The organism is Mycobacterium sp. RTGN4, assembly GCF_033804635.1.
Lineage (GTDB): Bacteria > Actinomycetota > Actinomycetes > Mycobacteriales > Mycobacteriaceae > Mycobacterium.
On sequence record NZ_JAPZLB010000002.1, the window covers coordinates 522,296 to 543,487 of the forward strand.

The 21,192-nt window shown below is 65.6% G+C and carries 23 protein-coding genes; 11 read left to right on the forward strand and 12 right to left on the reverse strand.

The annotated features are described in order from the left end of the window. Nucleotides 1-124: 124 nt before the first annotated feature. Nucleotides 125-565, forward strand: a complete 441-nt coding sequence (locus SLQ30_RS06425; RefSeq protein ID WP_319447400.1) for an OsmC family peroxiredoxin — start codon at nt 125-127, stop codon at nt 563-565. A gap of 10 nt (nt 566-575) precedes the next feature. Continuing rightward, nucleotides 576-1,049, forward strand: coding sequence for a hemerythrin domain-containing protein (locus tag SLQ30_RS06430; RefSeq protein WP_319447399.1), 474 nt, complete (start codon nt 576-578; stop codon nt 1,047-1,049). A gap of 142 nt (nt 1,050-1,191) precedes the next feature. Here the strand turns inward: SLQ30_RS06430 and acnA are convergent, their stop codons facing one another. After that, nucleotides 1,192-4,023, reverse strand: coding sequence for an aconitate hydratase AcnA (gene acnA / locus SLQ30_RS06435; protein WP_319447398.1), 2,832 nt, complete (start codon nt 4,021-4,023; stop codon nt 1,192-1,194). 211 nt (nt 4,024-4,234) lie between these two features. Between acnA and SLQ30_RS06440 the strand changes: the two genes are divergently transcribed. Beyond that, nucleotides 4,235-4,672: a VOC family protein gene (locus tag SLQ30_RS06440; protein ID WP_319447397.1), complete on the forward strand. Its 438-nt coding sequence runs from the start codon at nt 4,235-4,237 to the stop codon at nt 4,670-4,672. Between the two features lie 25 nt (nt 4,673-4,697). On the opposite strand, the gene SLQ30_RS06445 is transcribed toward SLQ30_RS06440, so the two are convergent. The 4 genes from SLQ30_RS06445 to SLQ30_RS06460 are packed head-to-tail and all read right to left on the reverse strand — an operon-like array spanning nt 4,698 to nt 6,612. Next, nucleotides 4,698-5,057, reverse strand: coding sequence for a DUF488 domain-containing protein (locus SLQ30_RS06445; RefSeq protein WP_319447396.1), 360 nt, complete (start codon nt 5,055-5,057; stop codon nt 4,698-4,700). Nucleotides 5,058-5,072: 15 nt separating this feature from the next. Next, entirely contained in the window at nt 5,073-5,510 is a 438-nt protein-coding gene (locus tag SLQ30_RS06450; RefSeq protein ID WP_319447395.1) for a group III truncated hemoglobin, read from the reverse strand. Further along, nucleotides 5,498-5,941: a hypothetical protein gene (locus SLQ30_RS06455; protein ID WP_319447394.1), complete on the reverse strand. Its 444-nt coding sequence runs from the start codon at nt 5,939-5,941 to the stop codon at nt 5,498-5,500. Before SLQ30_RS06455 ends, SLQ30_RS06450 begins: the two co-directional genes overlap by 13 nt. Beyond that, the gene (locus tag SLQ30_RS06460) at nt 5,938-6,612 is read right to left on the reverse strand and encodes a transcriptional regulator (protein ID WP_319447666.1); all 675 of its coding nucleotides are present in this window, start codon (nt 6,610-6,612) and stop codon (nt 5,938-5,940) included. Before SLQ30_RS06460 ends, SLQ30_RS06455 begins: the two co-directional genes overlap by 4 nt. Here SLQ30_RS06460 and SLQ30_RS06465 point away from each other — a divergent pair. From SLQ30_RS06465 to SLQ30_RS06475, 3 genes are all read left to right on the forward strand, one after another. Further along, nucleotides 6,550-6,684 carry a hypothetical protein gene (locus SLQ30_RS06465; protein ID WP_319447686.1) on the forward strand — a complete coding sequence of 45 codons (135 nt, stop codon included), beginning with the start codon at nt 6,550-6,552 and terminating at the stop codon, nt 6,682-6,684. The two genes, SLQ30_RS06460 and SLQ30_RS06465, sit on opposite strands and share 63 nt — an antisense overlap. 130 nt (nt 6,685-6,814) lie before the next feature. Continuing rightward, the gene (locus SLQ30_RS06470) at nt 6,815-7,456 is read left to right on the forward strand and encodes a DUF5994 family protein (protein WP_319447393.1); all 642 of its coding nucleotides are present in this window, start codon (nt 6,815-6,817) and stop codon (nt 7,454-7,456) included. Continuing rightward, nucleotides 7,450-8,361 carry a slipin family protein gene (locus SLQ30_RS06475; protein WP_319447392.1) on the forward strand — a complete coding sequence of 304 codons (912 nt, stop codon included), beginning with the start codon at nt 7,450-7,452 and terminating at the stop codon, nt 8,359-8,361. The genes SLQ30_RS06470 and SLQ30_RS06475 overlap by 7 nt, the downstream gene beginning before the upstream one ends. Here the strand turns inward: SLQ30_RS06475 and SLQ30_RS06480 are convergent. Together SLQ30_RS06480 and SLQ30_RS06485 are read right to left on the reverse strand one after the other, a co-directional pair. Next, nucleotides 8,355-8,996: a helix-turn-helix domain-containing protein gene (locus SLQ30_RS06480; RefSeq protein ID WP_319447391.1), complete on the reverse strand. Its 642-nt coding sequence runs from the start codon at nt 8,994-8,996 to the stop codon at nt 8,355-8,357. The genes SLQ30_RS06475 and SLQ30_RS06480 overlap by 7 nt on opposite strands. Further along, nucleotides 8,993-9,832 (reverse strand): SDR family NAD(P)-dependent oxidoreductase, encoded by an 840-nt coding sequence (locus tag SLQ30_RS06485; protein WP_319447390.1) that lies wholly within the window; start codon nt 9,830-9,832, stop codon nt 8,993-8,995. The genes SLQ30_RS06480 and SLQ30_RS06485 overlap by 4 nt, the downstream gene beginning before the upstream one ends. Nucleotides 9,833-9,990: 158 nt before the next feature. Here SLQ30_RS06485 and SLQ30_RS06490 point away from each other — a divergent pair, with 158 nt between their 5' ends. Further along, on the forward strand, nt 9,991-11,472 hold the full coding sequence (locus SLQ30_RS06490; RefSeq protein ID WP_319447389.1) for an FAD-dependent monooxygenase: 1,482 nt from the start codon (nt 9,991-9,993) through the stop codon (nt 11,470-11,472). Here the strand turns inward: SLQ30_RS06490 and SLQ30_RS06495 are convergent. Continuing rightward, nucleotides 11,439-13,184, reverse strand: a complete 1,746-nt coding sequence (locus SLQ30_RS06495; protein ID WP_319447388.1) for an MOSC and FAD-binding oxidoreductase domain-containing protein — start codon at nt 13,182-13,184, stop codon at nt 11,439-11,441. The genes SLQ30_RS06490 and SLQ30_RS06495 overlap by 34 nt on opposite strands. 27 nt (nt 13,185-13,211) lie before the next feature. Between SLQ30_RS06495 and SLQ30_RS06500 the strand changes: the two genes are divergently transcribed. Then, complete coding sequence (locus tag SLQ30_RS06500) at nt 13,212-13,862, forward strand: hypothetical protein (RefSeq protein WP_319447387.1); 651 nt, start codon at nt 13,212-13,214, stop codon at nt 13,860-13,862. On the opposite strand, the gene SLQ30_RS06505 is transcribed toward SLQ30_RS06500, so the two are convergent. The 3 genes from SLQ30_RS06505 to SLQ30_RS06515 form a co-directional block, all read right to left on the reverse strand. After that, the gene (locus tag SLQ30_RS06505) at nt 13,859-15,247 is read right to left on the reverse strand and encodes an aspartate aminotransferase family protein (protein WP_319447386.1); all 1,389 of its coding nucleotides are present in this window, start codon (nt 15,245-15,247) and stop codon (nt 13,859-13,861) included. The genes SLQ30_RS06500 and SLQ30_RS06505 overlap by 4 nt on opposite strands. 84 nt (nt 15,248-15,331) lie before the next feature. Continuing rightward, the gene (locus tag SLQ30_RS06510; protein ID WP_319447385.1) at nt 15,332-15,799 is read right to left on the reverse strand and encodes an acyl-CoA thioesterase; all 468 of its coding nucleotides are present in this window, start codon (nt 15,797-15,799) and stop codon (nt 15,332-15,334) included. A gap of 9 nt (nt 15,800-15,808) precedes the next feature. Then, a complete protein-coding gene (locus tag SLQ30_RS06515) occupies nt 15,809-18,703 on the reverse strand; it encodes an MMPL family transporter (protein WP_319447384.1) in 2,895 nt (964 codons plus the stop codon). Nucleotides 18,704-18,931: 228 nt separating this feature from the next. Here SLQ30_RS06515 and SLQ30_RS06520 point away from each other — a divergent pair, with 228 nt between their 5' ends. Beyond that, complete coding sequence (locus SLQ30_RS06520; RefSeq protein WP_319447383.1) at nt 18,932-19,396, forward strand: MarR family transcriptional regulator; 465 nt, start codon at nt 18,932-18,934, stop codon at nt 19,394-19,396. Here SLQ30_RS06520 and SLQ30_RS06525 read toward each other — a convergent pair. Further along, entirely contained in the window at nt 19,393-19,908 is a 516-nt protein-coding gene (locus SLQ30_RS06525; RefSeq protein WP_319447382.1) for a hypothetical protein, read from the reverse strand. The genes SLQ30_RS06520 and SLQ30_RS06525 overlap by 4 nt on opposite strands. A gap of 85 nt (nt 19,909-19,993) precedes the next feature. On the opposite strand from SLQ30_RS06525, the gene SLQ30_RS06530 reads away from it, so the two are divergent. Both SLQ30_RS06530 and SLQ30_RS06535 read left to right on the forward strand, forming a co-directional pair. Further along, nucleotides 19,994-20,425, forward strand: coding sequence for a VOC family protein (locus tag SLQ30_RS06530; protein ID WP_319447381.1), 432 nt, complete (start codon nt 19,994-19,996; stop codon nt 20,423-20,425). Further along, on the forward strand, nt 20,422-21,093 hold the full coding sequence (locus SLQ30_RS06535) for an NAD(P)H-binding protein (RefSeq protein WP_319447380.1): 672 nt from the start codon (nt 20,422-20,424) through the stop codon (nt 21,091-21,093). Before SLQ30_RS06530 ends, SLQ30_RS06535 begins: the two co-directional genes overlap by 4 nt. Nucleotides 21,094-21,192 lie beyond the last annotated feature (99 nt).

Consider the following 21,192-nt stretch of genomic DNA (forward strand, 5'->3'; position numbering starts at 1 on the left):
ATTCCAACTGGGTGTGGCCATGGGCTAGACTTTACACAAGTCACGATTGTAGAAATTAGCCATCCGCTCGAGGCAGACGCACCCGTCGACGCTGGACGAGCGGTGAGTAAAGGAGTTCGTTGGTATGAGCATCGCGGATCGGATAACCCGGACCACCTGGGAAGGCCCCCTGGCCACCGGCGAAGGCAAATTCTCCGACGGCAGCAGCGGAGCGCTTGACGGACTTTCGGCGACCTGGGCTTCCCGGACCGAGGCGCCTGGCGGCAAGACAAGTCCAGAGGAGTTGGCAGCGGCAGCGCATTCGTCGTGTTTCGCGATGGCGTTGGCATTGAAGCTGGGTGAGAATGACACCCCGCCGCAACGCCTGGACGTGCAGTCCACGGTGACCCTGGACGCAGTCGACGGGGTTCCGACGATCACTACCTCCCGGTTGACGGTCCGCGCACAGGTAGCTGGGCTGGAGGCCGACGCCTTCGCCTCGGTGGTGGATGCGGCCGCAGCGCTGTGTCCGGTGTCGCGATTGTTCGCGGGCGCGCAGATCAGCGTCGACGCCAAGCTGGACTAGGGGCGGCGCTATGCCCGGTGAGGTGCTATCTGTCGTGCTCGAGCGTGAGCACAATGAAATAGACCGTGGAATAGCGGCTTTCGTCGAAAAACTCGACGGTGGCAGCGTGCAGCCGGAACCACTGAGTGCGGCGTTGGACGCGCTACGCCGACACATCTACCTCGAGGAGATCATCCTCTTCCCGCCGATCCGTGAGGCTGGCATGACGATGCCGATCTTCGTGATGATGCGCGAGCACGGCGAACTGTGGCGCACCATGGCGGCCTTGACCAAGCTGCTCACCGACGGGGCCGACAGCGCACCGCTGCGCGATACCTGCACGCAACTGCTGGACCAACTCGAGCATCACAACAGCAAAGAGGAACCCATCATCTATCCCCATGCGGATACCGACTTACCCGAACAGGTCAGCGCGGAACTCGCCCGCTTCATCGAGTCCGGCCGTACCCCGGATGGATGGGTTTGCCAACAGGCTCGCCAGTGAGGCGCCGCCGCTGCAACAGTGTGCGTTCCACGTAGTCGGCGACTCGAGCACGCATGATGTGAGTCCGCGTTCGGATCTATACGCGCACCTCGGAATTGGCGCGGAGGTTCAGAAACCACATCGGGTGTGTGGGTAGAGCTTCTTAGGTGCCATTGTCAGGGCCCGACTTCGAGTTTCGAGCGAGCAACTGCCGAAGGACGTACCGCAAGATGCCGCCGTGCCGGTAGTAGGCGGCCTCGGCGGGAGTGTCGATCCGTACCGTGGCGACGAATTCCGTGTTCTGACCGTCCCGTTCGGCCCGAACGGTCACCTCGCCCGGGAACGGTGCCGTGGGGTCGGCGCCGTCGAGTCCGGTGATCGAATACACCTCCTCGCCGGTCAATCCCAGGCTTTCCCGCGAAACGCCCTGTAGGAATTGCAGGGGCAGTACGCCCATGCCGATCAGGTTCGAGCGGTGTATCCGTTCGAAGGAGGTCGCCAGGACTGCCTTCACCCCGAGCAGCAGGGTGCCCTTCGCCGCCCAGTCACGCGAGGATCCCGAGCCGTATTCGGCGCCCGCGAAGATGATCAGCGGCACCCCCTCCGCCGCGTAGGCGGTGGACGCATCGAAGATGCTCATCGGCTCACCGTCGGGCAGGTGCCGGGTGACACCGCCCTCGGTGCCGGGAGCGAGCAGGTTGCGTAGCCGGATATTCGCGAACGTGCCCCGAATCATCACCTCGTGGTTGCCGCGGCGGGAGCCATAGGAGTTGAAATCGCCTCGCGCTACGCCATGCCCGCGTAGATAGGCCCCGGCCGGGCCGTCGGTCTTGATCGTCCCGGCCGGTGAAATATGGTCGGTGGTCACCGAATCACTCAGCACGGCGAGTGCTCTCGCACCTTCGATGTCGCGGACCGGCTCTGGTTCCCGGGTCATTCCTTCGAAGTACGGCGGGCGGCGGACATAGGTGGAGGTGTCGTCCCACTCGAACACCTGACCAGTGGCGACCTCGAGGCCCCGCCACTGGTCGTTGCCGACCAGCACGTCGGCGTAGCCGCGGGTGAACATTTCGGCCTGCACGCATTCGTCGATCACGTCCTTGACTTCCTTTGTGCTGGGCCAGATGTCGCGCAGGTACACGGGTTCCCCGAAGGGGTCGGTTCCGAGCGGATCGTTGAGCAGGTCGGCAAGCATGGTGCCCGCGAGTGCGTAGGCGATCACCAGCGGCGGGGAGGTCAGGAAGTTCATCTTGCACTCGGGATGAATGCGGCCCTCGAAGTTGCGGTTGCCCGACAGCACCGAGCACACGGTCAGGTCGTGCTCGGTGACGGCCGCGCTTACCTGCGGGATCAGCGGTCCAGAGTTGCCGATGCAGGTGGTGCAGCCGTAGCCGACCAGTGAGAACCCGAGCTTGTCGAGGTACGGAGTCAGGCCGGCGCGGTCGTAGTAGTCGGTCACGACGCGCGAGCCGGGCGCGAGTGTCGTTTTCACCCAGGGCTTTCGGGACAGGCCGCGCGCAACGGCCTTCTTGGCGAGCAATCCGGCGCCGATCATGACCGACGGGTTCGAGGTGTTGGTGCACGACGTGATCGCGGCGATCACCACATGCCCGTGATCGATTGCCGCGGGCGTGCCGTCGTCGAGTGTCACCGACACCGGATCCGTGGGCCAGTCGTGGGTTTGGCCGCAGCTGCATGGCGCGGCAGGAATGGCCCCTCCGCGGTCGTGGCCGATGGCGACGGGGTCACTTGCCGGGAATGATTCGTTCAGCGCTTCATCGAGCCCGGGGGCCAACACGGACGAGCCCGTCTGGTCGGCGAGCAGTGAACCGACCGCGTGCGATGCGGTCGACAGTGGGATGCGGTCCTGAGGTCGCTTCGGCCCGGCAATCGACGGTTCCACTGCGGCCAGATCGAGTTCGACGCTCTGACTGTAGACGGGCTCGTCATCCGGGTCATGCCACAGGCCCTGCTCCTTGGCGTATGCCTCCACCAGCCGTATCTGCTGTTCGGGGCGTCCGGTCAGCCGCAGATATGTCAGCGTCTCCGCGTCGATCGGGAAAATCGCACAGGTTGAACCGTATTCGGGACTCATGTTGCCCAGAGTCGCCCGGTTGGCCAACGGCACGTTCGCAACGCCGGGGCCGTAGAAGTCAACGAATTTGCCGACCACTCCGGTCGTGCGCAGCAGTTCAGCGACAGTGAGCACCAGATCTGTTGCGGTGGTGCCTTCCCGCAGCTCCCCGGTGAGCTTGAGACCGAGTACCTGAGGGATCAACATGCTCATGGGCTGCCCGAGCATGGCTGCCTCCGCCTCGATGCCGCCGACGCCCCAACCGAGCACACCGAGCCCGTTGACCATCGGGGTGTGCGAGTCGGTGCCGACGAGCGTGTCGGGATAGGCCTGAGTGCCATCCGGGCCCGCCCGGGTGAACACCACCCGCGCCAGGTATTCGAGGTTGACCTGATGGCAGATTCCGGTGTCTGGCGGGACAACCAGGAAATCGTCGAACGCCTGCTGCGCCCACCGCAGCAGCTGATAGCGCTCGCGGTTACGGCTGAATTCGAGGCCGGCATTGACTCCGAATGCGTCGGGACGAGCGAAGACGTCTGCTATCACCGAGTGGTCGATCACCAGTTCCGTCGGGATCAGCGGATTGATCGCAGCCGCATCGCCGCCCAGTGCGGTCATCGCATCACGCATCGCGACGAGGTCGACGACGCACGGGACGCCGGTAAAGTCCTGCATCAACACCCTTGCTGGGGTGAACTGAATCTCGGTGCGGCTGTCCTGCAAGGGATTCCAGGTGGCCAACGCCCGCGTCTGATCGCCGGTGACCAGACGGCCGTCCTCGTTGCGCAACAGATTCTCCAGCAGCACGCGCAGGCTGTATGGAAGCCGATGGGCGGTCTGGATCCGGTCGAGGCGGAAGATGTCGTAGGTCTCGCCGTCGACGACGAGCCGATCACGGGCGCCGAAACTGTCGAGGCTCATGATGGCTGACCATCCACCCGAGCGGCACCAGATCGGCGCGACATCTGCGGTGTTGCAGGCAGATACAGGGACTCGGACATTGCGCATCTCCACTCCGCGCTGGCGGGCCGTGGCGGGTCTGTCGCGCGCCTGCAGCGCTGGCCTCCTTGTTCACTCTACCCGCCGAGGAGTAATATAAAGGGATAAACTACTTTAAATTAGCGAGGTTGACGTGACGGATACGCAGGCGCGGACGATATCAGCCCAGACCACCCGGGTCGCGTCGTCGGTGATCCGGGTTCGCGACGTGGACCGGTCGGTGAACTTCTACAGTGACGTCTTCGCTTGCCGTGTCGCTCTTCGTGAGCCGGATGCGGCACTTCTGTTGACCCCAGACGGATTTCAGCTCTACCTGTACTCGAAATCCTCGCCAGGGCCGTTCGGTGTCAGCGCCGTTCAGTATCTGATGTGGGCCACCGACAGTGAGGCCGAGTTGCAGCGGATAACGCGCCGCCTGCGCGCCTACGACACGGCCGCCTACACCCACACGGAGAACGCGCTGACGTTGGTCGAGGCTTGCGAACCCGACCACGGCCGGATCATCGTCGCCTATCCCGGCCCAGAACTGCTCCCGCGAGATCTGATCGCGTCGCGTTTTCGCGGTCGCTAATGTGCCGCCTTGCAACGGCGTGTGTTCACGCCAAGAGGTCGGCGAGTACCGCGGCCTCGCTGATGTCGACCTCTCGAGTAGCGGTCAGCAGCGTCAGCGCTTGTTCATCGGCGAGTTGATGCAAATGTGACAGCGCGGCGGCGCGGCCAGGCTCGGTCAGCTCATCGCGATAGCGGCGGGCGAACTCGTCGAACAACGTCGGGTCGTGGCGATACCACTTGCGCAATTCGGTTGAAGGAGCGACGTCTTTGCACCACTCGTTCAGGTGTGCCCTGGTTTTGCTGACCCCTCTCGGCCAGATCCGGTCGACCAATACGCGGGTGCCATCGGCAGGCGTGGGGTCGTCGTAGATGCGGCGCACTTGGATATGTCGTCGTTTGGTCATCACGCACCTCATTCGTCAGATTCTTTGTCGGACAAGCCTGTCGAGCTCCTCGGAGTCGTTTCCCGTCAGACGCCGATGCATGGCCCACGCAATCCTGGTGGCCTGGACTTTGGCGAGCTCGGCGACCGGACCCCGGTACATGTGGTCGATGCTGGTGTTCCAGAGCGCGAGCCAGCGCAGGAAGTGCTGGGCAGTCAGCGTATGGCGATTTTGCACGGGCTGATGGGCCCGTCCGACGCTGCCCTGATACAGCCCGGCGCGGAACAGCACGGTCTGCCAGAAGTCGCACATGACCGGGAGGTGTGATTCGAGGCCGGTGGTGCGGATCTGTGCGAAGGGCTCCGCCAGGAGGTCGTCCACAAGGACCTGACCGTAGAAGCTCCGCAGCAGCGCCTCCACGTCGGCTCGGGTCGTCAGATCGACCCGAGCTCTCGCTCCGGTCAGGGCAGACATGTGATCACCGCGGCAGTGAGGCTGAAGGCCAAGGCGATGAGCAGGCCCACCTTGGCGAGCTCCAAAGCGATGTAGACCCAGTGCATTCGCGAGCGCGGCGCGGTCGCCCCCGCGAGTATCCGGTCGGAACGTTTGCTCAGCGGCGGGCGGACCACCACGACCTGGATCGCCAAAACCGCTGCCACACATACGAGCAGGATCAGTGCGGTCGTACCGGGCCTGGCGGCAAGGCTGGCGGCCGCAAGCGCGACGAGCAGGATGGCTTCAACGGTGTTGAGTGCCTTGAACACGCGCCGTCCGATGCCGAGCCCGATGGGCAGCGTCACGCCCGGTGCCTGAAATTTCAGAGGTGATTCCAGAAACGAGATGGCGACCACCATGCCGAGCCACAGCATCGGCACAAACAGCTGCAGATACCGGGCGGCGCTCATCCAGCGACCAGCCTGGCCACGCAGAGTTCGGGTTCGACGAAGGGCTCGAGGTGTGCCGACATCGCCCGCCGCGCGGTCGTTGAAGGGCCGCCCTCGGCGACTGTTTTACTGAGCAGGCCGTTCAGCAGCCCCCGATGCACGGCGCACCCCACCTCCGGATGTGCTCGCGCGAGCTCCCTGACCGGGCAGGCGTGCAGGCGAATGATGCGCTCCTGCACAGGGTTTGCTGTCGTGGGTGCCGCCGTATTGGCGAGCTCGGGGGCGAATCCCATTCGGGTGAAGGCCTCGGTGGCGCGTGAAGCGGCTCGATCAAGCAGGTCATCGTCGGTTTCTGTGCCCGGCGTGCCCTCGGCACGATCGGTGACCTCGCGCGTATCCGCCAGCCTGGCGGCCCATTTTTGCCCGGCGCGCTGAGCTCGCTGAGCGCGCGTTTCCGCGGTTTGGCCGAGTTCCATCGCGAGCACCTCGGCGAGCACGCGATAGTCCAGGCGTTCCTCGACCGCGACATATCCGGTGCGTGGCCGGCCGCGACCCGGCAGGTTCAGCCGGGTGCGCGCGACCAGTTCCTCGTCGCACAACGCGTCCAGATGAAATCGAACCGTGGTCACATGCAATCCGAGCTGCGAAGCAAGTTCGACGGCGTCCAGGGCGCCGTCGTGCTCACGCACCATGTGAAGTACTCGTTCACGTTGCCGGTTGCGCGGCAGGCGATCTCGCCGTGGCCGCCCGGCATGAGTGTCTGACTCCTCGTTCACCAGGTGCACCTTTCCCTTCCCATATTTAAAGGATATACTTCCTCTATATTAACAGCTTCTCGACGAAGCGAGGTAGTAATGACGGTCGGGGATGTCGACGGTCGGTAGGAGGCAACACATGTCCGCACCAACTCTGCTCGGCAATGCGCCACTGGGACGACCCAGGGCCGACCGAGGTCTGCGTCTTCGGTTGAAGCCGGCCCGCCGGTCTAGCGGGTCCGTGCAAGGTGCCTGGTGGCCGCGGACCAATCAACTGTGCACAGAACTTCCGCGTCTGCTGGCGGCGCTCGCGCCACGGCTGGGCTACATCGACCGCATAGTCGTCGACGAGACCACCTGGGCGCCAGCATCATTGCAGATGGATGTCGGGGACCGAAGCCTCGTGCTCGAGGGCTCCAGCGACGCCTCGACCAACGTACTGTCGGTGTTAGGTAAGGGGTTCGGCAGGCTGGATTTGCTGGTCGTTCCGCCCACCACCGATCCCGCCCGCGCCTATTCGGCGGTGATGACGGCGTCGCGACCCGACGATGTGTCGACCCCCGACGAGTTGCTGGGCATCGGGGCCCGGGAGGCCGCAGACCGCCGACTGGTCCTGTTGGCGCACCAGCGCTGGGAGTCCGAAGGCGGAGCGTTGCAAGCCGAGCACGGCACGACCGGCCCGCACGTCGAAAGGCGTAAAGTTGGGCTCGGAACTAGCTGCCCGCAGTCGCCGTCGGGTACCGACCGCGATGTCCGGGCGGAATCGGAGTCCTCATGTTGACTCTCTACGTAGTGGCATCAGCCATCGGTGTCGGCGTGCTTTGGCTGGCATCGAACCTACGCGTCATCAAGCAATACGAGCGGGGCGTGGTCTATCGCTTCGGGCAGGTGCAACCGACCGTGCGCGGACCCGGACTCACATGGTTGATCCCCATCGCCGATCGCCTCGACAAGGTGAACATGCAGATCATCACCATGCCCGTACCCGCCCAGGACGGCATCACCCGCGACAACGTCACCGTGCGGGTCGATGCCGTCATCTATTTCAACGTCTGCCATCCGGTACGCGCGGCCGTCGACGTCCAGAACTACATGTCGGCGGTCGGGCAGCTCGCGCAGACCTCGCTGCGCTCGATCATCGGCAAGAGCGAGCTGGACGACCTGCTATCCAATCGCGAGGGGCTCAACCAGGGTCTGGAGTTGATGATCGATAGCCCCGCGTTGGGCTGGGGGATCCACATCGACCGGGTCGAGATCAAGGACGTGGTGCTGCCCGATTCGATGAAGCGCTCGATGTCACGCCAAGCCGAGGCCGAGCGGGAGCGTCGGGCGCGCGTCATCATTGCCGACGGCGAGCTGCAGGCGTCGGACAAGCTGGCTCAAGCGGCCGAGGTCATGTCCGAACACCCCGCAGCGTTGCAACTGCGACTGCTGCAAACCGTCGTCGAGGTCGCGGCGGAGAAGAACTCCACCCTGGTGCTTCCGTTCCCGGTCGAGCTGCTCCGGTTCTTGGAGAGGGCCACACCGCAACCATCCGAGCCCCACGACACGGCAGTGCCGACGCCATCTGAGCCGCCTGCGCTTTCCCACCGCGAGCCGCCGAACGGGGCGTCGTCGAGTATCGACGACCCTCGCGGGCTGCCGCTCGAGAGCATCGCAGGTCAGCCGTTCAGATTGAATCAGTAGTCGACGGAGCGGGTGGCGAACACGTTGAGCTCGTTCATGATTGGCGCTGACATTGCCACCGATTCATCGAGCACGGTGACGGTCTGAAGGGTCGACACGAGGGCGGCGATTGCGAGCTCGACCAGCGGCTCGCTGTCGACGTCGGCCTGCGAGATTCGGTCGATCATCATCTCGTCGAAGTAGCCGACCCAACCACGCATCGCCATGCGGAGCATCGGTGGAACCGGTTCGACGATGCCTAGCGCAAGCAGGATGCGCTGTGCGCCAAGCCAACGCAGGTTGTCGATAGCCGATTGCTGATCGGCGTCGGAGCCCAGCTCGCCGCGCATGAAGGCCACGAATGTCTCGGAATGGCCGTCGAGGTAGGTGATTTGGCTGCGCAGTGCGTGGCGCAACTGGTCGATGAGCGTCGCACCCGGTGGCGGCGGGCTCAGTTGCACCGCAGCGATCTCCACGGCCAGCTCGTTCATCACCGCCAGGTACAGCCCACGTTTGTTCTCGAAGTGGTGCGCGATCAGGCCATAGGCGACGCCGGCCTGCTTGGCAATCTCGGTGGTGGTGACATCGTGGTACGGGCGCTGTGTGAACAGCGCGCGGGCGCTGTCGATCAGCGACTGGCGGCGGTCGACGCTCACGAGTGCATTTCGAGCGCGCCGCGGGTATCGACACGTCGGCCGCCGATTCGGGCGACCAGGCGGCCAATGGCCGGAAGCTCCAGCGGGGCAAGCGAGTACGTCGGATAGACGACCCGTGCGGATCCGCGTCGCAGCGCCCGTACGATTGCGGCCGCAGTCGCGTGAGGCGATACCGGGGGCAGGGTCCTTGGCGGGGCGGTCTTCCATGGCAGCTCGTCGATGTCGCGCAGCGCGGTGTCGGTGGAGCCGGGCACTGCTTCCAGAACGTGTATCGGCGTTTCGGCGAGCTCGAGTCGTAGCGCACGGGTCGCCTGCGCCAGCGCCGATTTGGATGCTCCGTAGTAGCCGAGCAGTGGGAGCGGCACCGCTTGCATCGTGGAGGTCACGTTGACGACGGTCCCAGAACCTGCGTCGAGCATTGCTGGGAGTACCGCCGCAGTCAGCGCCAGCGGGGCCCAGAAGTTGACGTCGAAGACGGTGCGCGCCTGCGCACTGTCGGCGATCGAAGCCTGTGCCCCGCTGAGGCTGCCTCCTGCGTTGTTGATGACGGCGTCGACCCGGCCGCCGAACGTCTCGAGCGCCGTGGCGCCGAGCGCCGCCGCCGCGCCACGCTGGGAGAGATCGGTGCTGACGATCGTCGGTCGCTTGTGAGTGGCCGCGGTGAGCTCCTCGGCGACCTGCTCGAGTAGGTCGCCGCGCCGGGCAGCCAGCAGCAAGTCGGCCCCCTCGGCGCCCAATTGCAAGGCAAGCGCCCGCCCGATGCCACTGGATGCACCGGTCAGCACGATCCGTGCGCCGTCGAGTTCTACGCCGCGCGACCGTCGGCGCCTGCTCATGTCGTCATCGCTACGCAAATCGCCTGCATCTGGCCACTCTGACATATTGACTGATTATCAGTCAATGATGGGTTCGGTGAGTTCACGGTGTTCGCTGCGGCAAGGCTAAGAAAATTAAGATAGAAAGTAAGGAGTTAATAAGACGAAAGGGGGCGGTCATGACCGATCACGCGGTGGTGATCGCCGGCGGCGGCCCGACGGGTCTCGTCCTTGGCGCCGAATTGGCCCTGGCGGGCGTCGACGTCGCGATCGTCGAACGGCGGACCAGTCACGACGTCGAGGGCTCCCGTGCCGGCGGCCTGACGTCACGCACACTTGAGGTGCTCGATCAGCGCGGGGTGGCGGATCGGTTCCTCGACAGGGGATGGACTGCCCAGGCCGTGCACTATTCCGGAATCTTCCTCGATGTCAGCGACTTCCCCACGCGGCACAGCTACGTGCTGGGGTTGGCGCAGTACCGCGTCGAGCGCATCCTGGCGGACTGGGTCGCCGAGCTCGGCGTGCCCGTTTACTACGGCCGTGACGTCGAGGCCTTCACGCAGCAGGAGACCGGGGTCGTCATCGGGCTATCCGACGGCCAAGCGCTGCGGGCGGCATACCTGGTCGGGTGCGACGGGGGCCGAAGCGCAATTCGCAAGATGGCCGGAATCGAGTTTCCCGGCTGGGACCCGACCACGAGCTGCCTGGTCGCCGACGTCCAGACCACCGCGGAGCCCGAGTGGGGCATCCACCGGGACGGCGGGGCGCTGCACGTCCTGGCGAACATCGAGGGCGGGGGTCCGACGCGGGTCTTGGTGACCGAACCGGAACTGGGCCGCACCGACGTGCCGACGTTGCGTGACGTCAGCGCCGCGCTCATCGCCGCACGGGGGACTGACTACGGAATGCACAGTGCCACGTGGGTTTCCAGGTTCACGGACGTGACACGCCAAGCGGCGTCCTACCGGGCGGCGCGGGTGCTGCTGGCCGGGGACGCGGCACACGTGCACTTTCCGATCGGCGGACAGGGGCTCAACACCGGGATTCAGGACGCGGTCAACCTAGGGTGGAAGCTGGCTCAGGTGGTCAAGGGAACGTCGGATGAAAGCCTCTTGGACACCTACCACGCCGAAAGGCATCCGGTGGCCGCTCGGGTATTGCGCAACACGATGGCCCAGACTGCGCTGAGCGGCCCCGGCGAGCGCATCGATGCGTTGCGCGACACGATGTCTGAGCTGTTGGACATGGAGGAACCGCGCACGCGGATCGGCGCGATGATGACCGGGCTCGACATCCACTACGACCTCGGTGAGGGACATCCGCTGCTTGGGCGTCGCATGCCGGATCTCGACGTGGTCACCGCGCATGGCCCGCGGCGGGTGTACTCCATGCTCAACGACGCCCGCCCCATCCTGCTGAACCTCGACGCACCACTACGGCTCGACCTCGCGCCTTGGGCCCGACGGATCCGGCTGGTCGACGCGAAATATGTTGGCGATTGGGAGCTTCCGGTGCTCGGCAGGGTGTCAGCCCCGTCGGTGGTGTTGATTCGGCCGGACGGCTACGTCGGCTGGGTGGGAGCCACACCCCATCAGGGGCTGCCCGAGGCGCTGGACAGGTGGTGCGGTCACAGGTCGACGACGACGTCCTCGACCGGTTGAGCGCAGCAGATCAGGATGTTGCCTTCGGCAGGCGGGTCCAGCGGTTCGGGGTCGTAACGGACCGCCCCGGACAGCAATGCGGTCTCACAGTTGTGACATACCCCGGTCCGGCATGACCACCGCGTCGGGACGTCGCAGGCCTCGGCGAATTCCAGCAGGCTGGTGCTCGGCGGACCCCATGGCGACGCGATGCCGCTGCGCGCGAACGAGACTTCTGGTCCAGTGCCGCGCGGCCCGACCGGCTGATGCGGCGCAACCGCGCTGGTTGCGATCCCTGGCGTGAGTGCGGCTGCGGCGCCGAACAATTCGGTGTGTATCCGCGCGGGCTCCAGTCCGTTGGCGACGAGCGTGCTGCTCAGCTCGGCCATGAACGCGGCGGGGCCGCACAGGTACGCATCGGCGTCGTCGGGTAGCCCGAGGGCGGTGATTCCGGCAGCGGACATCCGTTCGGCGGGTTGCACTTCAGCGGGAGTTGGGCGGCTGTAGAAGACCCGAAATATGTTGTTGGGCAAGCGTTCCAGCAGCGCGCTGACCTCGCCTCCGAAGGCCTGCTCGGCGCGGTTGCGGGCTCCGTGTAGCCACCAGACCGGCCTGTTGGTACCCGCGAGCGAATGCAGCATCGAAAGCACCGGGGTGACACCCACTCCGGCGGACAGCAGGATCACCGGGTTGTCGCCGTCGGTGAGGAAGAACGTGCCCCGCGGCGCAGCTACGTCGAGCGTGTCACCGACCTTCACGTGGGAGTGAAGGTATCCGCTGCCGGCTCCGCGAAGTTCCCGCTTGACGCCGATCCGGTACTCGGCCGAGCCCGGCTCGTTGGACAACGAGTAGTTGCGGATCAGCGTGGAGTTCTCGGAGTCCGCCCGAAAACGCAGTGCGATCGATTGCCCTGGAAGCCATTTCGGGAGCGGAGTGCCATCGGGCGTGGCCAACGTGAACGAGCGGATGCTGGCGCTCTCGTCGTGAACGTCCGCCACGCTCAGCTGACGGAATCCCGGCCACGCAGGAGGAGGGCTACTCGCGGTCAGACCCACGTTGCCGGACGCGGCGGAGCCAGAGCTGGCTTGTTCGGCCATGCGCTCCAACGAGCCCCGCCAACCGCGGCTCAGCGCGGGGATTCGCAGCGCGCGTTCGAGCGCATCGTGCGGGTGGCCGGGCAGGTAGAGCAGCGCGTCGATTTCCGCGACGGTCACCCGTTCGGGCCCGGTGCTGACCTTGACGATCTCCTGGCCCGCTTCGACTTCACCCTCGGTGATCACCCGGCAGTAGAACCCCGGCCTGCGGTGCGACACCAGCAACGCCGCCATCCGAGGCTCACCGATGCGCATACCCGCCCGGTAGCAGGTGACGCGCGGCTGGGTCACCTCGAATACCGCTTGGCCGATCCGGTACCGGTCCCCGATGCACACCTCGTCGTCCGGCAACCCGTCGACGGTGAGGTTCTCGCCCAGCAACCCGGGCGTCAGGTCAGTGCGGCGAAACTCCTTCGCCCAGTGGCGATAAGAGTCGAGTTGGTAGACCAGCACCGCGCGGTTCTCCCCGCCGTGGCCTTCGAGATCGCCTTGCCCGTCGCCGTCGATGTTGAGCCGACGCACCATCCGGGGCCCGGCCACCGGCGTCTTCCACGCCCCGGTGTGGACGGTGCGGTTGTTCCACGGCACGTCTTTGGGTAGCCCGACATTTACTGACGTCAGCGTCGCGACCCTGTTCACCCTGTTAGTTTCAGGCATCCTGGGCAGGTGGGCTTGATATTCCGGTTGGCCGAGTTGCTGCTGTTCGCACTACCGGTCGCGGGCGCGGTGTGGGCCGCGGTCGGGGCCTGGCGTCGCGCGACCGGCCCGCGTGAGCCCGCGGACGCTGGCATGGCTCAGCGCCTGCCCACCACCAACGACCAGGGCACCCAGTGGCGCACCGTGACCCGCATCATCGAGCAACACACCCGCACGGACACGCGGTGGCTCGACTACGAGCTCGATGCGGCCAAGCTGCTCGACTTCCCGCTCATGACTGACATGACGAACCCCCTGGTGATGCGGTTTCACAAAGCCAAGCTGCGAGCCGACCTGCTTCGCCCGGAGCGTGCCGAGGAACTGCTCGACGGCCGGTCGTCGGCAGGTGACTACCTCGCGGCGGTCGAGGACTACGTGACGGCCTTCAACGCTGCCGAGGCCGAGGCATTCCGCGTCCGGCGCGGCGAATTCTCGCGCGAGGCGCAGCAGCGGATTGCCCGTGCGCAGAGTCTGCTGCGGGTGGCAGGTGATTCCACCGCGACGCCGCCGGAGCGCTCGCAGGCTTACGAACTCGCAGGTAACGAGCTCGACGGCCTCATCGTGCTGCCAGAGTCCACGCGCTTGAGCCTCGAGCGCGGAATCGCAGGCGAACTCGACTAGCCGGTGACGTGCTCGTCGGCGACGGTGAGTGCGGCGTCGAGGGCTTTGAGTCCTTCGGCGACCTCGGCGTCGCTGATGTTGCAGGCGGGCACGGCGTGGATGCGGTTGAAGTTCGCGAACGGCAGCAGGCCGTTGGCCTTGCAGGCGCCGATCACGGCGTTCATCGCGGGGCTGGAGCCGCCGTAGGGGGCCAGCGGTTCGCGGGTCTGCGGGTTGGCGACCAGGTCGAGTGCCCAGAACACGCCCAGCCCGCGGGCTTCGCCGACTGAGGGGTGCTTGGCGGCCAGCTCGTGCAGACCGGGGCCGAGCACGTCGGATCCGATGCGGGCGGCGTTGGCCACCATGTGCTCGTCTTCCATCGCGTTGATGGTGGCGACCGCCGCGGCACAAGCCAGCGGGTGGCCGGAGTAGGTCAGCCCGCCGGGGTAGGCGCGGTCGGTGAACGTGTTGTAGATGGCGTCGCTGATCGCGACTCCGCCGAGCGGCACGTAGCCGGAGGTGACGCCCTTGGCGAAGGTCATCAGGTCGGGAATCACGTCGAAATGCTGGATGGCGAACCACTTTCCGGTCCGGCCGAAGCCTGCCATCACCTCGTCGGCGATGAGCATGATGCCGTAGCGGTCGCAGAGCTCGCGCACGCCGGCCATGTACCCCGGCGGCGGCACCATGATGCCCGCGGTGCCGGGCACGGACTCCAGGATGATCGCGGCGAACGACGTCGCACCCTCGTGCTGGATGAGCCGGTCCAGGTAGTCCAGGGCGCGTTCGGTTTCCTGCTGCTCGTTCTCCGCGTGGAACGACGTCCGGTACAGGAACGGGCCGTTGAAGTGCACGACGCCGCTGCTGGCGTAGTCGTTGGGGTAGCGGCGCGGGTCGCCGGTCAGGTTGATCGCGGTGTCGGTGCCGCCGTGATAGGAGCGGTAGCGCGAGAGCACCTTGTAGCGGCCGGTGTGCAGGCGCGCCATCCGCACGGCGTGCTCGACGGCGTCGGCGCCACCATTGGTGAAGAACACGTGATCCAGGTCGCCCGGGGTGCGCTCGGCGATCAGTCGGGCGGCCTCGGAGCGGGCCGCGTTGACGTGCTGCGGGGCGACGGTACACAACTTGGCGGCCTGTTCGGCAATGGCGGCAACGACTTTCGGGTGCTGATGCCCGATGTTGGTGAAGACCAGTTGTGAGGAGAAGTCGAGCAGCTTGTTGCCGTCGCCGTCCCACACGTAGGAGCCGTCGGCCGCCAAGACCGTCATCGGGGTGATCTGGGCCTGCGCCGACCACGAGTGGAAGACGTGCTTGCGATCAAGCTCGTAGGCGTGGGCACCTTCGGCGATCGCGGACTCGACGTCCTGGCCGTTGGGTAGGGATTTGGTGTCGGGCACAGCAGTCATGGGTCGTCCTCCACAGAGCTCAGCGGCGCAGGGAAACTCCGCGTCGCTGATGACGATATCGGAGCGAGTAGTGACCGCCGCGGGCTATTCGGGGGACGCCGCAAGCAGCAGCGCCGTCAACTGGGCACGCGCGTCATCCGGTATCGGGGCCGGGCCGTCGTCGTCGAGCAACACCAGCACGGTGTCGCACAGGCTGATGCACGCGTCGGCCACGAATAGCCCCGTCGATGCGACGTACGACGTCCGCCCGATCCGTCCGATTCCGATGCCCGTGTGAATGGTCGCAGGCCAGTGCGATTCGCGCAGAAAGTGCACGACGCTATTCGCGGCGACGATCCGGTACCTGCGGTCCGACGCGGTGTACACGCCGGGGAAGACCTGCGTGTTGAGCGTTGCGCGAGCGTTCTCGTGCATCGCCTCGAGCGCAAGATTATTCAGGTGACGATTGGCGTCCATGTCGCCGAAGCGGGCTTCGACAGTGCTCCGAACGGGATAGAGCGTCGGGCGGAGGCGGTCGGGATGAGGACGCGCAGCGGCGCTGACGATGCTCATCCGGACAAGTTAGACCGGCGCGGTTGTCTCGGCCTGAACCGCCTTGGGCCACGGCACGGGCACCGGCCGTTGACGGACGAGTTGCGGCCACCAGAACCACTTGCCGAGCAATGCCGCGATCGACGGCATCATCAGCGACCGCACGATCAGCGTGTCGAACAGCAAGCCAAGGCCGATGGTCGTACCGACCTGCCCGATCACGGTGAGCGAACTGACCGCCATCGACATCATGGTGAACGCGAACACCAGGCCAGCCGACGTCACGACCGATCCGGTTCCACCCATCGCGCGGATGATGCCCGTGTGGAGACCGGCGTGGATCTCCTCCTTGAACCGCGCGACGAGCAGCAGGTTGTAGTCGGCGCCGACGGCCAACAGGATGATGACCGACATCGGCAGCACCATCCAGTGCAGGTCGGTGCCGATGAGGTGCTGCCAGATCAGCACGGACAACCCCAGCGAGGCGCCGAGGGACAAGATGACCGTCAACACGATGACGGCCGCGGCGACGACGGCGCGGGTGATGATCAGCATGATGATGAAGATCAACGCCAACGCGGCGATGGCCGCGATCATCAAGTCGTACGTCGATCCGTCGGACATGTCCTTGAAGGTGGCGGCCGTTCCGGCCAGGTAGATCTTGGAGCCCTCCAGTGGAGTGCCCTTGACCGCTTCCTTGGCCGCCTGCTTGATGGCATCGATGTGCGAAATGCCTTCCGGCGTAAGCGGATCCCCTTCGTGCTGGATCATGAAGCGCACCGAGTGGCCGTCGGGCGAGATGAAGTTCTTCATGCCGCGCTTGAAGTCGGGGTTGTCGAACGCTTCCGGCGGTAGGTAGAACGAGTCGTCGTTGCGGGACTTGTCGAACGCCTCGCCCATGGCCGACGAGTTCTCCGAGGCCGACTTCTGCTGATCCGACTGACCCTTCTGGGTCTGATACATCGTCAGCATCATCTGCTTCATCGACTTCATGGTCTCGATCTGCGACGGCATCAACGCGACCAGTTGCGGCATCAGCTGATCGAGGCGCTCGAGATCGGGCAACAGATTCTGGATGTCGTCGGTCATGGTGTCGATGCCATCGAGCGTGTCGAACACCGACCGGATGGCAAAGCACCCTGGGATGTCGAAGCAGTGCGGTTCCCAGTAGAAGTAGTTGCGCAGCGGCCGGAAGAAGTCGTCGAAATTGGAGATGTTGTCGCGCAATTCGGCGATGTCAACCGTCATGCCCTTGGTCTTCTGGACCATCGAGTGCGTGGTGTCGGCCATCTGCTGCGTGAGCGCCGACATCTGCGTCAGCGTGTCGATGGTGGACTGCATGTCGTCGGCCTGTTTGAGCATGTTGGCCTGCATGTCCTCGGTGTACTTCTGATTCATGATCTGAGGGACGCTCTGCTGGCCGAGCTGGAACGGGATGGTCGTGTGCTCGATGGGCTTGCCCTCGGGCCGGGTGATGGTCTGTACCTCGGCAATGCCGGGCACCGCCGTGACGGCCTTGGCGATCTTGTTGATGACCAGGAAGTCCGCCGAATTGCGCAGATCGTGGTCGCTCTCGATCATCAGCAATTCGGGATTCATGCGCGCCGGCGAGAAGTGCCGGTCGGCCGCGGCGTAGCCCACGTTGGCCGGAACGCTCTTCGGTAGGTAGTTCCGGTCGTTGTAGCTGTTGCGGTAGCCGGGCAGCGTCAGCAATCCGACGAGTGCGAGCGCGATGGTGCCGACGAGGATCGGGCCGGGCCAACGGGTGACGGCGGCGCCGAGCTTGCGCCAGCCGTGCACCTTCATCGCGCGCTTGGGTTCGAGCACCTTGCCGAAGCGACTGGCCGTCGAGATCACTGCGGGACCAAGAGTTAGCGCGGCGAGTACGACGACCACCATGCCGATGGCCAGTGGGACGCCGAGCGTCTGGAAATACGGAAGATTCGTGAAACTCAGGCAGAACGTCGCGCCCGCGATGGTCAGTCCGGACCCAAGCACGACGTGGGCCGTTCCCCCGAACATGGTGTAGTAGGCGGACTCTCGATCTTCGCCCACTCCGCGGGCTTCCTGATATCGGCCTATCAGGAAGATCGCATAGTCCGTCGCCGCGGCTATCGCGAGCGTGACAAGGAGGTTGGTCGCGAACGTCGAGAGTCCGATGATGTTGTGAAATCCGAGGAACGCCACCACTCCTCGGGCGGCCGCGAGCTCGAGCACGACCATCACCAGGGTGATCAGCACCGTGACGATCGATCGGTAGACGAGCAACAGCATGACGATGATGACCGTGAAGGTCACCGCTTCGATCAGCTGCATGCTGCTGTCGCCCGCGGTGAGCTGGTCCGCGGCGAGCGCGGCGGCGCCGGTGACATAGGCCTGCACGCCCGGCGGCGGGGTGACGCTGTGCACGATCTGGTTGACGGCCTCGACGGACTCGTTGGCCAGCGTTTCGCCCTGGTTGCCGCGGAGGTAGACCTGAACGTAGGCGGCCTTGTTGTCATTGCTCTGCGACCCGGATGCGGTGAGCGGGTCGCTCCAGAAGTCCTGCACGTGTTCGACGTGCTTGGTGTCGGCCTCGAGCTTCTTGATCAGCTGGTCGTAGTACGTGTGCGCCTCGTTGCCGAGCGGTTCCTGGCCCTCGAGCACGATCATCGCCGCGCTGTTGGAGTCGAACTCCTGGAAGACCTTGCCGATGTGCTGCATCGAGATCATCGACGGGGCGGCGTCGGGGGTCATCGACACCGAACGGAGCTTCCCCACCTCTTCGAGCTGAGGCACGACGACGTTCAGGACGACTATGAGAAGCACCCAGCCGAGGATGATCGGGAGTGCGAGCGTTCGGATGAGCCGCGGGAGGGCTGGGCGGGCTGCATGCCTCCCGGTAGGGATGGCGTCCGTGGTGGCTTCGTCCGAGTGAGTACTCATGCGGATGCCGCCGGGATGCTTTGCACAGATATATAGTACGGCTAATATTATCCAGCGCAAGCTCGCCGTGTTTGAGGCGAACGGCCGGCCAGCCGGAAAGAAACTGTTGCAGTCGAACAACATTCGCATGGGCGGACCCGAGTGCGTAGCATCGGGTGATCGGACCAACAGCGACCGGCCAAAGTGTCGGCCGTCACATTCCATTGTGTCGTGATGTATGGTGCCGCCGTGACGTCGCGGGAAGTTGATGTCGACAGCGTCAATGAGCTGCTGTCGCAGGCCACGGTGCTTTTGTCCCGGCATCTGCTCGATCGCACCGGGCTGAGCCCCACGGCGTCGGCGGTGCTGTATCGGCTGCACGCCGAAGGCCCGGTCCGGCTCACCGCGCTGGCATCATCGGTCGAGGTCAGCCAGCCTTCGATGACGCAGTTGATCCAACGGCTGGAGCGCAAGGGCCTCGTCGCCAGGCTGACCGATCCGATCGACCGGCGCGCGGCGTTGGTGACGGTGACCGATGGCGGCCGACAGCTGGTGCTCGATCGTCAGGACGGCGTCCGCGAGCGCCTCGGCGAGCTGTTGATGATGCTGTCCCAGCACCAACGCGACGCGCTTGACCTGGCCGCACGCGTCGCGTTGCCCGTCATCAACATCCTCATCGACGTCGAAGCTGCCCAAGCACCGACGCCCGGTTAGCCCGCAACGTCGAACTCCCTGGCGAGCACTTCGGGGGCGCACGTGGTGCGGAAGGTCTCGACGGGTTCGGTGTCTTCGAATGGAAGGCCGGCCGCGCGCAGTGCCTGCGCCTTGAATGCGCGCGCCGCCCCGCTCATTCGATAGGTGACCGACCGGCTGCCGCGGTCGAGTGCGCCCGGCAGTGCCCGACCCCAGACGAGCACCTCGGTGGCCCTGGTGGCCAGCGCGGATTCCACTTCCGACCTGGCGCGGCGGTCGTCTACGTACAACGCGGACGACGCCACCAGCGCGGTGTGGCGTTGGCGGTGCCCGCCGGGCGTCGCCCCCAGCCCGGCGACTTCAGCTCCCAGGATGGCCAGCGGACGAGCATCCGCTCCTGCCGGAACCAGGACCGTGACCTGCCACCCATGCCGAGCCCGATCGAAGATGAGCCCGCCCACCCCGTGCACGGCGTCGGCGACGTTCTTCGACATCACGAGTAGGCCAGGACGCAGTGCGGAGGTGTCATCCATTGTTTCGATCCTCAATCGGTGCTGAGCCAACCGTTTGTACAACCGTAACTCATTCGGCATGGCTTGCGCGCCTATCGTGGGGACCATGACGACGCTCGACTCGCCCATACCCCGGTTCCATCTGGCCATGCCGGTCGACGATCTGGCCGCGGCCAGACGCTTCTACGGCGACGTGCTCGGCCTCGAGCAGGGTCGAAGCGCCGAAACCTGGGTGGACTGGAACCTCAGCGGCCACCAGGTGGTGACCCACCTTGCCCCTGGGCGCGTCCGACCCATCCACAATCCGGTTGACGGGCACGACGTGCCGGTCCCGCATTTCGGATTGATCCTCGAGGTGCCGAAGTTTCGAGCGCTCGCGGACCGACTGCGCGCGGCCGACGTCGAATTCGTCATCGAACCCTACGTCCGATTCGAGGGCGAGACAGGAGAGCAGTGGACCATGTTTCTATTGGATCCGGCAGGAAATGCCTTGGAATTCAAGGCTTTTGCAGATGACTCCCAGGTGTTCGCGGCATGAGTAAGCGGATCGTCATCGCAGGTGGCCACGGCAAGATCGCACTCCGACTCGAACGGCTGTTGACCCAGCGGGGCGACACGGTCGTCGGGCTCGTCAGGAATCCGGCGCACGCCGCGGACCTGGAGGCCGCGGGCGCCGAGGCTGCCGTCATCGACCTCGAGCACGCCACGGTCGCCGAGGTTGCCGGGCACGTGCGGGGTGCCGACGCCGTGGTCTTCGCCGCGGGCGCAGGCCCTGGCAGTGGCGCTGCCCGCAAGGACACGGTCGACCGCGCCGCAGCGGTGCTCCTCGCTGATGCCGCGATCGAAGCCGGCGTCGGCCGCTACCTGATGGTCTCGGCGATGGGCGCCGACAGCCGCGTCGAGGACACGGCCCCGTCTGACCCGGTGTTCGCGGCATACCTGCAGGCCAAGGCGGCTGCGGACGAAGACGTGCTGGCCCGCACCGAGCTACAGGCGACGGTTGTGCGACCGGGCCACCTGACCGACGACGACGGAACGGGCCTGGTGTTGATTGCGGCCTCGACCGGACGCGGCGACGTGCCCCGGCAGGATGTGGCGGCCGTTCTGGTGGCGGTGTTGGACGCACCCGACACCGCAGGGCAGACGTTCGAATTGATCAGCGGTGAGACACCGATCGCAGCTGCCGTGGCAGCCGTTGGACGCTAGCGCGGTCGGTCAGGCGGCGTGTGCGTGGTGCGTCGGCCGGTGGGCGACCACCGGAGCGGACGGCGCCGGCTTGCGCCTGCGGAGCAGGTGGACGAGCCC

Excerpts from the sequence above, each read along its gene's own strand:
- SLQ30_RS06425 (WP_319447400.1), top strand. The coding sequence starts at position 125 with ATGAGCATCGCGGATCGGATAACCCGGACCACCTGGGAAGGCCCCCTG.
- SLQ30_RS06430 (WP_319447399.1), top strand. The coding sequence starts at position 576 with ATGCCCGGTGAGGTGCTATCTGTCGTGCTCGAGCGTGAGCACAATGAA.
- acnA (WP_319447398.1), bottom strand. The coding sequence starts at position 4,023 with ATGAGCCTCGACAGTTTCGGCGCCCGTGATCGGCTCGTCGTCGACGGC.
- SLQ30_RS06445 (WP_319447396.1), bottom strand. The coding sequence starts at position 5,057 with ATGACCAAACGACGACATATCCAAGTGCGCCGCATCTACGACGACCCC.
- SLQ30_RS06450 (WP_319447395.1), bottom strand. The coding sequence starts at position 5,510 with ATGTCTGCCCTGACCGGAGCGAGAGCTCGGGTCGATCTGACGACCCGA.
- SLQ30_RS06455 (WP_319447394.1), bottom strand. The coding sequence starts at position 5,941 with ATGAGCGCCGCCCGGTATCTGCAGCTGTTTGTGCCGATGCTGTGGCTC.
- SLQ30_RS06465 (WP_319447686.1), top strand. The coding sequence starts at position 6,550 with ATGCAATCCGAGCTGCGAAGCAAGTTCGACGGCGTCCAGGGCGCCGTC.
- SLQ30_RS06460 (WP_319447666.1), bottom strand. The coding sequence starts at position 6,612 with ATGGTGCGTGAGCACGACGGCGCCCTGGACGCCGTCGAACTTGCTTCG.
- SLQ30_RS06470 (WP_319447393.1), top strand. The coding sequence starts at position 6,815 with ATGTCCGCACCAACTCTGCTCGGCAATGCGCCACTGGGACGACCCAGG.
- SLQ30_RS06475 (WP_319447392.1), top strand. The coding sequence starts at position 7,450 with ATGTTGACTCTCTACGTAGTGGCATCAGCCATCGGTGTCGGCGTGCTT.
- SLQ30_RS06485 (WP_319447390.1), bottom strand. The coding sequence starts at position 9,832 with ATGAGCAGGCGCCGACGGTCGCGCGGCGTAGAACTCGACGGCGCACGG.
- SLQ30_RS06490 (WP_319447389.1), top strand. The coding sequence starts at position 9,991 with ATGACCGATCACGCGGTGGTGATCGCCGGCGGCGGCCCGACGGGTCTC.
- SLQ30_RS06505 (WP_319447386.1), bottom strand. The coding sequence starts at position 15,247 with ATGACTGCTGTGCCCGACACCAAATCCCTACCCAACGGCCAGGACGTC.
- SLQ30_RS06510 (WP_319447385.1), bottom strand. The coding sequence starts at position 15,799 with ATGAGCATCGTCAGCGCCGCTGCGCGTCCTCATCCCGACCGCCTCCGC.
- SLQ30_RS06515 (WP_319447384.1), bottom strand. The coding sequence starts at position 18,703 with ATGAGTACTCACTCGGACGAAGCCACCACGGACGCCATCCCTACCGGG.
- SLQ30_RS06525 (WP_319447382.1), bottom strand. The coding sequence starts at position 19,908 with ATGGATGACACCTCCGCACTGCGTCCTGGCCTACTCGTGATGTCGAAG.
- SLQ30_RS06530 (WP_319447381.1), top strand. The coding sequence starts at position 19,994 with ATGACGACGCTCGACTCGCCCATACCCCGGTTCCATCTGGCCATGCCG.
- SLQ30_RS06535 (WP_319447380.1), top strand. The coding sequence starts at position 20,422 with ATGAGTAAGCGGATCGTCATCGCAGGTGGCCACGGCAAGATCGCACTC.